Genomic DNA, 12,550 nt, shown 5'->3' on the forward strand with positions numbered 1-12,550 from the left:
TTTAACGGGTAAAAAGCCATCATTATCGTTGCGCCAGCCAGCGGCTTTCCCTGATGCATGAAAATAACGTACAATTTGCGTCATCCTCAATAACTGGTAGCAAGAGCACTATGGCGCAATATATTTATTCGATGCATCGGGTGTCAAAAGTTGTCCCGCCGAAAAAAACCATCTTAAAAGATATTTCATTGTCGTTTTTCCCGGGAGCCAAAATTGGCGTACTGGGTTTAAACGGCGCCGGTAAATCAACCCTGCTGCGGATTATGGCCGGCGTTGATACCGAATTTGAAGGTGAAGCCCGGCCATTGGCCGGCACCAAAATTGGCTATTTACCGCAGGAGCCGGTGCTGGATACCAGCAAAACAGTACGCCAGATTGTCGAAGAAGCAGTCGCTGACGTGAAAGATGCCTTTAGCCGGCTCGATCAGGTTTACGCTGCATATGCTGAAGAAAATGCTGATTTTGATGCGCTGGCCCGCGAACAAGGTGAACTGGAAGCCCTGATCCAGGCAAAAGACGGTCACAACCTTGAAAACACCCTGGAACGGGCGGCCGACGCACTTCGTCTGCCTCCCTGGGATGCCAACATTGGCCATTTGTCAGGCGGTGAGCGGCGCCGCGTAGCAATATGCCGGTTGTTGCTGGAGCGGCCCGATATGCTGCTGCTGGATGAGCCAACCAACCACCTGGATGCTGAATCAGTCGCCTGGCTCGAGCGCTTCTTGCACGACTATCCCGGCACTGTGGTTGCCATTACCCACGACCGTTATTTCCTTGATAATGTTGCCGGCTGGATTTTAGAGCTGGACCGTGGCTATGGTATTCCATGGGAAGGTAACTACTCATCCTGGCTGGAGCAGAAAGAGGCCCGCTTGCAACAGGAAGAAAAAACAGAAAATGCCCGCCAGCGTTCCATTAAACAGGAGCTGGAGTGGGTACGCACTAACCCCAAAGGCCGCCACGCAAAAAGTAAGGCGCGGATGGCGCGGTTTGAAGAACTGCAAAGCCAGGAGTTTCAGAAACGTAATGAAACTAATGAGCTATTTATACCGCCAGGACCAAGACTTGGCGATAAGGTACTGGAAGTCAGTCATTTACGTAAGTCTTTTGCCGACCGGCTGTTAATTAACGATTTGAGCTTTAGTGTGCCCAAAGGCGCTATTGTTGGTATTATTGGCCCCAATGGTGCCGGTAAATCCACCCTGTTCAAAATGATTACCGGCAGCGAACAACCCGACAGCGGCAGCATTGAAATTGGTGACACCGTGCAGGTTGCGAGCGTCGATCAGTTCCGCGATAGTATGGATCCGAAGAACACCGTCTGGCAGGAAATTTCGAACGGCCAGGATGTGCTGCAAATTGGTAATTTTCAGATCCCAAGCCGGGCCTATGTTGGTCGTTTTAATTTCAAAGGCAATGACCAGCAGAAATTTATCGGCGAATTGTCCGGTGGTGAGCGCAACCGGGTGCATCTGGCAGCGCTGTTAAAAGCAGGTGGCAATATGTTGCTACTGGATGAACCTACCAACGATTTAGACGTGGAAACGCTGCGGGCGCTGGAAAATGCCCTGCTCGACTTCCCTGGCTGTGCCATGGTAATTTCGCATGACCGCTGGTTTCTGGACCGGATAGCAACCCATATTCTGGATTACCGTGACGAAGGGCAGGTAAACTTTTTTGAAGGTAACTATTCAGACTATGAAGCCTGGCTTAAAGCCACTTATGGCGCCGCAGCGCTGGAACCACACCGGATAAAATACAAAAAAATATAAGCTGACACTGGTAGCCAGATTCCCTGCACGGCCTGGCTACCAGCCGGTTTGTTGTCAGTTAATCAAAATCTGAACGCATAACCTTTTTAAAAAGCTCGCTGTCAGCCACCTTTTGGTGTGCCTGTTGCAACGCATTAACCATTTGTGCTGGCATGGTTTTGTTTGCGGCCAGATAAGTCTGCTGCTCCAGTTCTTTTATTGCAAACTCAAACTTCACATATGCAGGCTCGATAGCAAAGTGTGCCGCCATTGCCGCCAACGCCATCGGATCATCAATAATCAAATCTACCTTACCATGCAGCAGTAGCTGCCAGGACTCGGTTATATCCGCAGCAAGTACCAGCTGATCTGGCTGACCAAAACCATTCTGCTTTAAAAAAGTTTCAGCAACATCATGGCGTTGTACAGCAATACTGTATTGCTGTGCTTCTGTCAGTGATTTTAGCTGTATATCTTGACGGTGAGCCAACTTCACAAAGCCAAGCCGGTAGGTGGCAACGGGCCCGATCCATTGAAATTGTGACTCACGTTCGACCGTTCTGGCGATGTTATAAATCAGGGTATCGGGTTGCTGTAATGCCATCCTGTAAGCCCTGGCCCACGGATAAATCTCGATGGTGGCGCTGATACCTGCTTGCGACAAGATCGCTTTTACCAGCCGGGTACTGTAGCCGTCGACCTCACCAGCGATGATAGTTTGGTGTGGAGGCGATATCTCAGTTACCACCTTAAGCTGGCTTACTTGTTGCGCCGAGCCTGACGCTGCAGCCAGCAATAATCCAACACCAACAAACCAACGGCTAACACTTACCATAGTATGCTCTCAGTTAAACACCGGCATTTTACTTATCTGTTATCGCCAGTTGACAAGCTACAGCTGCCCTGTTGTTATAACGCTACTTTATTGCCAATTCAACACACTTGTATGTTAACTAATATCAATTTTGTTTCCTCACTAATAAAAAGGGTTAAGCTTTTGACCATTGTCAGCCTGTGCTGCTTGCTGACGGCTTGCTCTGAGCCTGCAACTCCCGAAAACTCAAACAATCAGCCACAAGCACAGCAGCAAACTGACCAATCAACTGCCATCCAGTTTCAACAGGATGTTCACTACAAACTGGTTGAGAATGTCGATGCCGAACAGGCCAAACCGCCGTATCTGGTCGAATACTTCTGGTTTGGTTGCCAGCATTGTCAGCGCTTTGAACCGGTACTGGAGACAATATTATTACGCCGGCCGGCATTAACACTGGTGCGAAAACATGCCGCTGTCGCCAAACACTGGCAGACCGACGCCCGGATTTTTTATACCCTGCAACAAATGGAGCTGGAGCATTTAACCAAACCGTTGCTTGAACTGTACAGCGAGAAACGACAACTGACACCGGTAGATTTACAACAGTTTTTAACTACCCATCAGGTTGATCAGACCACTTTTTTTGACATTGCGGAAAACAGCGAACAAGTGATAAATAAAATGCAAACTAGCGTCAGTGAAATGCAAAGCAACGATATTGGTGGTGTACCAGCGCTGGTAGTCAATGGTCGCTATCTGATTATTCCACATGCTGAAATTAACAGCCTGGAAGCCTATCTGGCATTAATTGACCATTTGCTGGCCAAATAATATTTGCTACAGCCCCCGTGTTTTTGAGCTCATATCAGACATCAGCCGGCTTAATCGCCGGCAACCTATTTAAAATGTTGTTGCAACTCTGACCGGCTGTGATAATGTAACTGATAATTATTATCATCTACATTATGAGGTTTTATGAAAACGACAGCATCGCTTATTCTGACTATTTTACTGACAACACTCTCTTTCGCCAGTGTAGCCGATGAACAACGGCCCGACCATTTTAAGGGCCAGCAGGCCGCAAGCTTAACTGAAGCAGTCGAGTTGTTCCGGACGAGTAACCAAAAACTTAAGCAATTGCTGCAGGGCGATCTTAGCCCGGAAGCAATGGTAGAAATACATCAGCTTACTTACACTCTGGAGAATGCGCTGGAGAAGATCCACAGCGAAACAACGGAATTAAAAGAAGTACTGGAAGAGGTTCACCTGGGTTCGGAGAACATGGATTTTGCTAAAGTTAAAAAACAGGCGGCACGTTATCTGGACACAGCAACTACTCTGGTAAAATAACTGGCGTCTGATCCAATCACACAGGCACGGTATATTATGTCCAGAGACATACTGTGCTGCTATACCCTATAAAAGTGTTTTGAACCGGGGAGACCCATGACTTTCTGGCAGGCTGCGGCGTTGTTACTATGGCTGGTGCTACTGTTACGGTTTTTTCCATCTGAAGTGATAACAAAACTGAAAACAGACACCAGCTATCTACATTTATGGTTTAGCTCCATTGTGGTCATCGCTTTGCTTTGGACAGTTCAGGCCGGCATTGAACCCAGCCTTGAACTGCACTTGCTGGGGATAACAACACTGGTGTTGTGTCATGGCTGGCGAATTGCCTGGCTGATTGGCAGCATTGCTGTCGTTTTTCTGGTTGCAGCAGGAAAAGTCAACGTAGCAGACACAGGCAGCATGGCGCTCCTTACCGTTGTGTTGCCGGCATTATTCAGTTATCTGATATTTGCGCTTTCCTATCATTATTTACCGCGTCATTTATTTATCTACATCTTTGTCGCCGGTTTCGCCAATGCAGCGCTTACTATCATCTTTAAAATGTCGCTGACGGCATTCTGGTTGTACTATCAAGGAACTTACAGCTGGAACAGTGTCTATCAGAACTATCTGCAACTGGCGTTACTCATCTGGTTTGCCGAGGCGTTGTTAAATGGCATGGCCGTTACCCTGATGAGCGTCTACCGCCCTCACTGGCTCAGAACCTTTTATGACAATGAGTATCTGTCGCCGGATCGCTAAACCACGCCTTGCTGGATCATGGCATCGGCTACCCGTCTGAAACCCGCAACATTTGCACCAAGAATAAAATTGGTAGGCCGGTCAAGCTCGGCAGCAGTGTCGCGTGTGCGCTGATAAATATCGAGCATAATATCCTGCAGTTTCTCGTCAACCTGCTGAAATGTCCAACGCTGCATACCGGCATTTTGCGCCATTTCCAGCTGACTGGTGGCGACACCGCCAGCGTTAGCAGCCTTGCCTGGTGCGTAAGCAATCTTCGCTTTTAGAAACAAATCCGCCGCATCTGACGTGCAAGGCATATTTGCTCCCTCACAAACCGCTATACAGCCGTTATCCAACAGCGAGCGCGCATCTGCGGCGTTTAGCTCGTTTTGGGTGGCGCAAGGAAACGCTAACTGGCCATTAAGCCGCCAGACAGCGTGACCATCATCAGGGTACTTTTCCCGGCTGATATATTCTGCATCAGGGTTACGTTTGGCATAATCACTGAGCCGGCCATGCTCTACTTCTTTGATTTGTTTTAAACACTTAATGTCGATACCTTTTTTGTGATAAACAGTGCCATCCGAGTCGGTACAGGTAACAGGTTTAGCACCTAAATCAAGCAGCTTTTCGATGGTATGAATAGCAACATTGCCGGAACCTGATACCAGGCACTCCTTACCTTCAATCGTTTCATCATTGCCTTCAAGCATATGCTTGGCGAAGTAGACGCAGCCATAGCCCGTGGCCTCTTTTCGCCCCAGAGAGCCGCCCCAGAGCGTATTTTTGCCGGTAAACACACCATCAAACTGATTAGTCAGCTTTTTATACTGGCCAAACATATAACCCAGCTCACGGGTTCCGACCCCAATATCGCCGGCTGGCACGTCGGTCCTGGCACCAATGTGACGGTACAATTCATTTATAAACGCCTGACAAAATCGCATAATTTCGCCATCAGAGCGACCTTTAGGGTCAAAATTTGCGCCACCTTTGGCACCACCCAGTGGTAAACCAGTCAGGGCATTTTTTAATACCTGCTCAAAACCGAGAAACTTTACAATGCTGGCATTAACACTGGGATGAAACCGCAAACCGCCTTTGTATGGCCCCAGGGCAGAATTAAACTCGACCCGGTAACCTTTATTAACCTGTACGGTACCGTTATCGTCTACCCATGCCACCCGGAACATTATTTGCCGCTCCGGTTCAACTATCCGCTCAATAATGGAATGTTTACAAAAGCGGCTGTCTTCATCCAGTACCATAGCCAGGGAGTCTAATACCTCCTCCACTGCCTGATAAAATTCAGTTTGAGCCGGGCTGCTTTTCTGCAGTTTAACAATCGTATTATGGGTGTAAGACATTAGATAAACCTGTTCGCTGAGTACCATTGCGCTGGGCCAGTAACATCAGGCAAAACAACAGCGCTGTCAATTGCCTGATCACGCTGGCACAATAACTGGTAATTAAAAGTTTTTTTACTGTTTCAGAATAAACGTAGCAAGTACCTCTTATGGATCACTCACTTAACTTCAGCTTAGCTGATTATAAAAATAGCATGCAACTGGCCGCCCTCGCCAACCGGCCAGCATTTAGCAGTACAGCGCAACCGGTATTATGTCTGCATGGCTGGCTGGATAATGCGGCAAGCTTTATCCCGCTGGCCCGCTGCTTACCCCAGTTGCCGCTGTTAGCACTGGATTTTCCGGGTCATGGCAAGTCGGCTGCCCGCAGCAGCGATGCCCATTATTATTTTTTTGACTGGGTAGAGGATCTGGTTGCGCTTTGCCAGCAGCAAGGCTGGCAGCAGCTGACAATAATCGGCCATTCTATGGGAGGCATGGTCGCCACGGCATTGGCAGCTGCTTTTCCCGAGCTGGTAGCACGTTTAGTCCTGATTGATAGTCTGGGCTTTGTTACCGCAGATAATAGCAGCAGTGAACAGTTACGCCAGGGAATAATCTCCCGGCTGAAAACCCCAGCAAGGCGCAAGCCATCCTACCCTAATCTGAACGCAGCCGCCAAAGCACGACTGGCCCAAAGTGACTTTGACATGCAACATGCGCTGCTGTTGGCTGAACGCGGCACTGTTGCAAGTCAGAGTGGTATCACCTGGCACCATGATTACCGCCTGCGCGTTAAATCAGTGTACAGGCTGACTGCAGATCAGGCAGAACAACTTTGTCAGGCAGTTGAGGCACCAGTGCTGGCAATTTTGGCGAAGGACGGACCCTTTGTGGGTAAACTGGCAACGATGCAAAGCTGGTACCAGCAGTTAACCGTGCAACAAATTAGCGGCGGTCATCATTGTCATATGACCGCCGCCGAAGAGGTTGCCGGGCTACTTAAAGCCTGGCTTGATTTCGCAGACTGCTGATACTGCCCCTGATTATCAGGCCTGTTGGTTACTGCAGTATATAGCTGACCGACACGCTGAAATTAGCCCCTGCGGTGGCATAGCCACGGCTGGTATAATATTGCTTATCGGTCAGATTAGCCAAGCGGGCTCTTAACGTCAGTTGCGGCGAAATAGAATAGCCAAGCCCTGCCCCCCAAACCGTATGAGCCGGCGCATCAGGAAACGCATCACCACTGAACCAGTCGGCGCCCTGATAAGTCGCGCTCTGATAATCGGCCGTAATAAACGCCGACCAACGGTCCGCAGTATAGCTGCCACGCCAGTTTACGGTATTTTCAGGGCGGCGCTCCAGTTTCAGGCCGTTGCTGCGGTTTTTTGTATCAAGCCAGGTGTAGCTGAAATTACTATGCCATTGCTGCCACTGGCGGGCCAGACTGAACTCAATACCCTGCACTGTCGCCAGCAACACATTTTCTGCCAGCTCCACGCCCTGAATAAGATTGGTAACCTGCCGGTCAAACCACGCCAGTTGCAGCTGTAAGTTGTTGCCCTGATAACTGACTGCAATCTCATCTGATAAAGACTGTTCAGGTTTTAGATTTGGGTTAGCGAAGCCAGGAAAGTATAACTGATTAAACGATGGAACCTTAAAGGCCGTGCCACGGCTCGCCCTTAATTGCCACTGGTAGGCAAACTGATACCCCGCAGCCAGCTGCCAGGTTACCTGTTCACCATAATGGTTAATCGCATCATGTCGCGCGGCGCCTTCCAGCTGTAATCCAGCCAACTGGTAATTCAGGCCGGCAAAAACTGCGCGGTTTATTCTGTTGGTTTGCTCGTAGGCTGTGGCTGACTTTGCCACCTGCTCCTGATACCAGTTAACACCACTGACAAATCCCAGACCAGAACTAAAATCAGTTGCTGCCTGGTAGTTAAACTCGTCCCGCTCTGTCACAAAAGGGCTACGGGAATCAGAACTAAAGGTTGTATCACTGTCAAAAGTCCGGCTAAGCGAAGCCTGATGCTGCCAGCTATTGAGCTGTTGCTGCCAGCCCAGCAGATAAGCGCGGTTTAAAGTATCAGTTTCATCTTCACTGCCAAAACTGGTGTCAAACTGATTAAAGCCGGAATTCACGTCAGCCTGAACTGACCACAAGCCATAGTCTGAGCGGTAATCAGCCGCAACTTTCAGGTATTGCTGCTGATAACCATCGCTATCGGGGTCCAATGCTGGTTGAGCATTAAAACCATCGGCCTGGCTAACCCCAGCACTGGCCCTAAGCGTTAGCTGTTGCACTTGCTGACTGGCGCTGATATCGGCGCCTGCCTGGCCAAAACTGCCGGCGCCGGCGTGTAATTCCAACGCACTGCTGCGACGGGTAGTAATTGCAATAACCCCTGCCAGTGCATCCGAGCCATACCAGGCTGCACGAGGCCCCCGGATAACCTCAATTCGCTCAATCAGCTCCAGCGGCACCATTGCCAGCGGTTTATAGCCCAGGGTAGCCGAACCACTACGCACACCATCGACCAGCACCAAAGTGTGGCCGGTGTTGCCGCCACGCAGATAAATGCTGCTGTTCTGGCCACGGCCACCATCACGCGACATATTAATACCGGGTAATTGCGCCAGTAGTTCCGGTAAATCATTAGCCTGACGCGCCAGAATATCAGAGCGGTTCAGCACGGTAATACTGGCCAGCACGTCCTCTTGTAATCTCTCTGTGCGGTTAGCGTAAATACTGATATGCTCAATGGCTGAGCCGTCAGAGTGTTCGTTGGTAACAGCAGGGTCGCTCCGGGTTGTTTCAACCAATGGATCGGCGACAAATGTATTGGCTCCTGCCGGACAGCAGGTTGCAACCAGTAAGGCTGCGAAAACGGGTTTAAACATGAAAACTCCTACAATGTGCCCACCGCACATCTTGGTTAGTTAGTGGACTTTTCAGGCCGGTCTCCGGGCTTACAACCTGCTTGCGCCAAAACTTTACCTTCCCATCAGCTGACAGTGGTGTTCAAAGTTTTGATAGTTGTTTACCGTTGCGGGGGCAGCTCTGGCCTTTACCAGATTCCCGTTTAACTGCAGCATGCTGCAGCACCTGAAAAAAAAGCGGCCTGTGTAGGCCGCGAGCAGTTTACCGCTGAGTCTGGAAATGTCAACAGATATCCAGACGGCTAAAAATCAAAAGCCGTTTAATCCCGGAAATTAGTAAACTGAAACGCCTGTTCAAGCTCACTGCCGCGTACCAGCGCAATCGCTTCCTGTAAATCATCGCGTTTTTTACCGGTGACCCGCACCTGATCCCCCTGAATCGCAGCCTGAACTTTCAGCTTGTTATCTTTTATCAGTTTAACCAGCTTTTTGGCCATATCCTGCTCTATACCTTGCAGCAGGCTAACGCTCAAACTGTACGTCTTACCAGAGTGAACCACATCACCCTCTTTAAATGACCGGACATCCAGCCCACGTTTTACCGCTTTTGCCAGAAATATTTCGAGCATTTGCTGCAGCTGAAATTCTGCTTCAGCTTTCATCGTAATGACTTTTTCTTTCAGGGTGAAGTCTGCCTGCACGCCCCGAAAATCAAAGCGGGTGGCGAGTTCCCGATTCGCATTTTCAACTGCATTAAGCACTTCCTGCTGATCGACTTCTGAAACGATATCAAATGAGGGCATAGTAAATCTCCTTAGCACAAGCCTTTCTGTATGCTGGTGATTATAACCAGAAAACTGCTACAATCCGAGCGCCGATTCTATGCCGGGGGTTGCTGTGCCGCAGATTTTTTATCGTTGGGTTTGTGTAATATGTTTTTTACTGGCAACTGCCGGTTTTCTGGCTGAGCTTAGCGGCCACCGGATTGGTGGTGGCTTTGCTCATATGGATAAACTGGCTCATTTCGGTATTTTCACCGTGTTAACGGCGTTGCTTTGGAAAGGTTTTAAGCTGGCACCGGTTATTGCTTTTCTGGTATTGGGCATCTATGGCGGTGCAGTTGAATTGGCACAGCACTACTTTACAAGGCGCAACGGCGATTGGTGGGACTGGCTGGCTGATATTGCCGGGGTGATCGTTTTTTATCTGGTTCGCGCATTGTGGCATCACATCCGTCCACGCGGCCAGCGCTAAGCTGGTGCATCGTTGGCAGGGGGGCGATAGGCCTGCTGGCCAGCGCCAGACTGCAACTTGCCGGTTACCTGCCAAGCCTGTGGCTTAAACACCCGCAATCACTGCAGCTGACATTTACCGCGATAAATCAGCATCAACAACTGTTGTTATTACCTCAGACAACCGATCATTTTATTCAACGTGTGTTTGTGCCGGTAAAGGCCTACGATGTAATAAGTGCCGTTACTCAAATAATCCCCGCGCTCAGCCCCAGTGCCCAGCTTGTTATCAGCCACAACGGCATGGTGCCACACCAGCCCCTGCTGCAACAGCTGCAACCTGGTCAGGGGCTGTGGTTCCTGTCGACCAGTCAGGCGGCTTACAAACCGGCGGTGGATCAGGTAATTCACAGTGGCGAGGGCAAAAGTTACCTTGCCAAACTGACCGAAGCGGCCAGCGATGATCAACACATTATCAACGCGATGACTGCGGCACTGGGCCCATTGGAAGTGGTTGCTGATATTTACCCGCTGCTGTGGCATAAACTGGCAATAAATGCGGCCATTAACCCATTGAGTGCATTAGAAAACTGTCGAAATGGTCAATTATCTGACCCACAATACCTACCGCAGATTACTGCACTGGTTAGCGAAGTGTGCCAGGTTGCCACAGCGCTCGGTTATCCGATGCAGCCTGCCAGTACCCTGACTGAGGTTTACCGGGTCATTGCCGCCACTGCCGGCAATTTCTCCTCAATGCAGCAGGACGTGGCCGCCGGCCGGCAAACCGAAATTAACGCCATTAGTGGTTATATATGCCAGCAAGCTGCGCAATTGCAACTTGCTGTGCCAGCCAACCAGAACATGCTTAGCCAAATTCTGGCGTTAACTGCTGCTAACTAACAGGCCGGTATACTGATACATTAGTATAGCCCTGCTCATGCAACAGCACAGCCTGTAAACGGCTCATCACGCCTTTGCTGCAGTAGCAGTAATAATGCTGGTCGGGATCGAGCGTTGCAAACTGACTGGCCAGCCGGAAAAACGGTAACTCAATAACCGGCAATCCATTTTCAGTAAACGGTGACTGTTCAGTTTCTTCCGGGCTGCGGATATCCAGAATCACCGCATTTTCGGCCAAATCGCTGCGCTGAGTTACCACATGCGCTTCCTGCTCTGCCTGATAATCAATGGTACGGATATCCAGTACTTTTGCCGCGCTGATCACCTGATCCAACAACGACATATCCAACTTATGCTCGTTTTGCTCAACATCACTCAGCACAGCATTAACGGTTGGCTTTTTCGAAATAACACCACAATACTCTGGCATGCTTTTCGCCAGCTCTTCTACCCCGATCTGACGGGCAATATCAATTATATCCTGTTTATCATGATAGATAAGCGGTCTGAGTACTAAGTCAGGGGTTACCCGGTCAATAACAGCCAGGTTAGCAATAGTCTGGCTTGATACCTGGCCGATACTCTCGCCCGTTACTACCGCCTTAATACCCAGGTTGTGCGCCACCTGACTCGCCGCGCGCAGCATCATTCGTTTCAGAATTACGCCCATTACGCCATTATCTACCTGCTCCAGAATATTGTTGACTAACGGAGCAAAGTCGACACTGACAAATTTTACCCGATGTGACAGGCTGTATTTTTGCCAGAGATAAAATGCCATCTCGCGCACACCGGCTTCATGGGCAGCACCGCCCAGATTAAAGAACAGGTAGTGAGTACGCAGACCTTTGCGAATCATCAGATAACTGGCAACTGCCGAGTCATAACCACCAGAAATAAGTGACAGCACATCTGACTGCGACGGCAACGGGAAGCCGCCCATGCCACGAAAACTCTCGCTTAACAACAACAATTTGTCCTGTTTAATTTCCAGCTTAATAACCATATCAGGTTGCTTGAGTTGTACTGTAGCCGACGCAACTTGCTGATTCAGGCCGCCACCAATATAGCGCTCTGCTTCAATAGAACTAAAGCTGTGGGTACCCTGCCGTCTGACCCGCACACAAAACGTTTTGTTGACAAGCTGAGCTTGATAAACGGCCAGAACCTGCAAATAAATATCGTGTAAGTCGGCAAAGTCTGACGTGCGCATTTCTGAGAATGTTACAATTCCTGGTATACAGGTTAAGCGTTCAATCATTTTACTGCGGGTAGCTGGCGTATTGATAACACTGCTGACAGTCAGATGATCAAACCGGTTTGTGATCACAACATCCGGATCAACCTGCGCCAGAATAGTTTTCAGGTTCCGTTCCAGCAATTTCGTCTGGCGTTTACGAACTGACTTACTTTTAATTGATATTTCAGGGTGCAGTTTAATAATAAATTCAAGCATAACATTCAAACTTGGCAGTAACAGCGCTAAAAAGTGGCGCGGATTATAGCGCAAAGCCAGAGGAACACCTAACATCGTGC

12 protein-coding genes and 1 riboswitch are annotated in these 12,550 nt (G+C 49.3%); of the genes, 7 read left to right on the top strand and 5 right to left on the bottom strand.

Going from position 1 to position 12,550, the window contains the following annotated elements; translation table 11 throughout:
* Window positions 1-110 precede the first annotated feature (110 nt).
* A complete protein-coding gene (ettA, locus tag KQY15_RS02765; protein ID WP_217666985.1) occupies window positions 111-1,772 on the top strand; it encodes an energy-dependent translational throttle protein EttA in 1,662 nt (553 codons plus the stop codon).
* Between the two features lie 58 nt (window positions 1,773-1,830).
* On the opposite strand, the gene KQY15_RS02770 is transcribed toward ettA, so the two are convergent.
* Window positions 1,831-2,586: a substrate-binding periplasmic protein gene (locus KQY15_RS02770; protein WP_217666986.1), complete on the bottom strand. Its 756-nt coding sequence runs from the start codon at window positions 2,584-2,586 to the stop codon at window positions 1,831-1,833.
* 162 nt (window positions 2,587-2,748) lie between these two features.
* On the opposite strand from KQY15_RS02770, the gene KQY15_RS02775 reads away from it, so the two are divergent.
* The 3 genes from KQY15_RS02775 to KQY15_RS02785 all read left to right on the top strand — a co-directional run bounded on the left by KQY15_RS02775 (window position 2,749) and on the right by KQY15_RS02785 (window position 4,662).
* Window positions 2,749-3,399: a thioredoxin domain-containing protein gene (locus KQY15_RS02775; protein WP_217666987.1), complete on the top strand. Its 651-nt coding sequence runs from the start codon at window positions 2,749-2,751 to the stop codon at window positions 3,397-3,399.
* Between the two features lie 144 nt (window positions 3,400-3,543).
* The gene (locus tag KQY15_RS02780) at window positions 3,544-3,918 is read left to right on the top strand and encodes a DUF6746 family protein (protein WP_217666988.1); all 375 of its coding nucleotides are present in this window, start codon (window positions 3,544-3,546) and stop codon (window positions 3,916-3,918) included.
* A gap of 96 nt (window positions 3,919-4,014) precedes the next feature.
* A complete protein-coding gene (locus KQY15_RS02785; protein ID WP_217666989.1) occupies window positions 4,015-4,662 on the top strand; it encodes an energy-coupling factor ABC transporter permease in 648 nt (215 codons plus the stop codon).
* Here the strand turns inward: KQY15_RS02785 and gdhA are convergent.
* Window positions 4,659-6,011: an NADP-specific glutamate dehydrogenase gene (gene gdhA, locus KQY15_RS02790; protein WP_217666990.1), complete on the bottom strand. Its 1,353-nt coding sequence runs from the start codon at window positions 6,009-6,011 to the stop codon at window positions 4,659-4,661. The genes KQY15_RS02785 and gdhA overlap by 4 nt on opposite strands.
* Before the next feature lie 149 nt (window positions 6,012-6,160).
* Here gdhA and KQY15_RS02795 point away from each other — a divergent pair, with 149 nt between their 5' ends.
* Window positions 6,161-7,024 (top strand): alpha/beta fold hydrolase, encoded by an 864-nt coding sequence (locus KQY15_RS02795; protein WP_217666992.1) that lies wholly within the window; start codon window positions 6,161-6,163, stop codon window positions 7,022-7,024.
* Between the two features lie 28 nt (window positions 7,025-7,052).
* Here KQY15_RS02795 and KQY15_RS02800 read toward each other — a convergent pair whose 3' ends face one another.
* Both KQY15_RS02800 and KQY15_RS02805 read right to left on the bottom strand, forming a co-directional pair.
* A complete protein-coding gene (locus tag KQY15_RS02800; RefSeq protein ID WP_217666994.1) occupies window positions 7,053-8,900 on the bottom strand; it encodes a TonB-dependent receptor domain-containing protein in 1,848 nt (615 codons plus the stop codon).
* Between the two features lie 37 nt (window positions 8,901-8,937).
* Window positions 8,938-9,124, bottom strand: a riboswitch (cobalamin riboswitch).
* Between the two features lie 75 nt (window positions 9,125-9,199).
* Window positions 9,200-9,682, bottom strand: a complete 483-nt coding sequence (locus KQY15_RS02805; RefSeq protein ID WP_217666996.1) for a YajQ family cyclic di-GMP-binding protein — start codon at window positions 9,680-9,682, stop codon at window positions 9,200-9,202.
* 94 nt (window positions 9,683-9,776) lie between these two features.
* Between KQY15_RS02805 and KQY15_RS02810 the strand changes: the two genes are divergently transcribed.
* Window positions 9,777-10,133, top strand: coding sequence for a VanZ family protein (locus tag KQY15_RS02810; protein ID WP_217666998.1), 357 nt, complete (start codon window positions 9,777-9,779; stop codon window positions 10,131-10,133).
* Window positions 10,100-11,014, top strand: coding sequence for a ketopantoate reductase family protein (locus KQY15_RS02815; RefSeq protein ID WP_308160217.1), 915 nt, complete (start codon window positions 10,100-10,102; stop codon window positions 11,012-11,014). The genes KQY15_RS02810 and KQY15_RS02815 overlap by 34 nt, the downstream gene beginning before the upstream one ends.
* On the opposite strand, the gene thiI is transcribed toward KQY15_RS02815, so the two are convergent.
* Window positions 11,007-12,545 (bottom strand): tRNA uracil 4-sulfurtransferase ThiI, encoded by a 1,539-nt coding sequence (gene thiI, locus KQY15_RS02820; protein ID WP_254795394.1) that lies wholly within the window; start codon window positions 12,543-12,545, stop codon window positions 11,007-11,009. The genes KQY15_RS02815 and thiI overlap by 8 nt on opposite strands.
* Window positions 12,546-12,550 lie beyond the last annotated feature (5 nt).

It is taken from the genome of Arsukibacterium indicum, assembly GCF_019100565.1.
In the GTDB taxonomy this organism is placed as follows: Bacteria; Pseudomonadota; Gammaproteobacteria; order Enterobacterales; family Alteromonadaceae; genus Alishewanella; species Alishewanella indicum.

Coding starts and splice junctions, on each gene's coding strand:
- ettA (WP_217666985.1), top strand. CDS start 111: ATGGCGCAATATATTTATTCGATGCATCGGGTGTCAAAAGTTGTCCCG.
- KQY15_RS02770 (WP_217666986.1), bottom strand. CDS start 2,586: ATGGTAAGTGTTAGCCGTTGGTTTGTTGGTGTTGGATTATTGCTGGCT.
- KQY15_RS02780 (WP_217666988.1), top strand. CDS start 3,544: ATGAAAACGACAGCATCGCTTATTCTGACTATTTTACTGACAACACTC.
- KQY15_RS02785 (WP_217666989.1), top strand. CDS start 4,015: ATGACTTTCTGGCAGGCTGCGGCGTTGTTACTATGGCTGGTGCTACTG.
- gdhA (WP_217666990.1), bottom strand. CDS start 6,011: ATGTCTTACACCCATAATACGATTGTTAAACTGCAGAAAAGCAGCCCG.
- KQY15_RS02795 (WP_217666992.1), top strand. CDS start 6,161: ATGGATCACTCACTTAACTTCAGCTTAGCTGATTATAAAAATAGCATG.
- KQY15_RS02800 (WP_217666994.1), bottom strand. CDS start 8,900: ATGTTTAAACCCGTTTTCGCAGCCTTACTGGTTGCAACCTGCTGTCCG.
- KQY15_RS02805 (WP_217666996.1), bottom strand. CDS start 9,682: ATGCCCTCATTTGATATCGTTTCAGAAGTCGATCAGCAGGAAGTGCTT.
- thiI (WP_254795394.1), bottom strand. CDS start 12,545: ATGTTAGGTGTTCCTCTGGCTTTGCGCTATAATCCGCGCCACTTTTTA.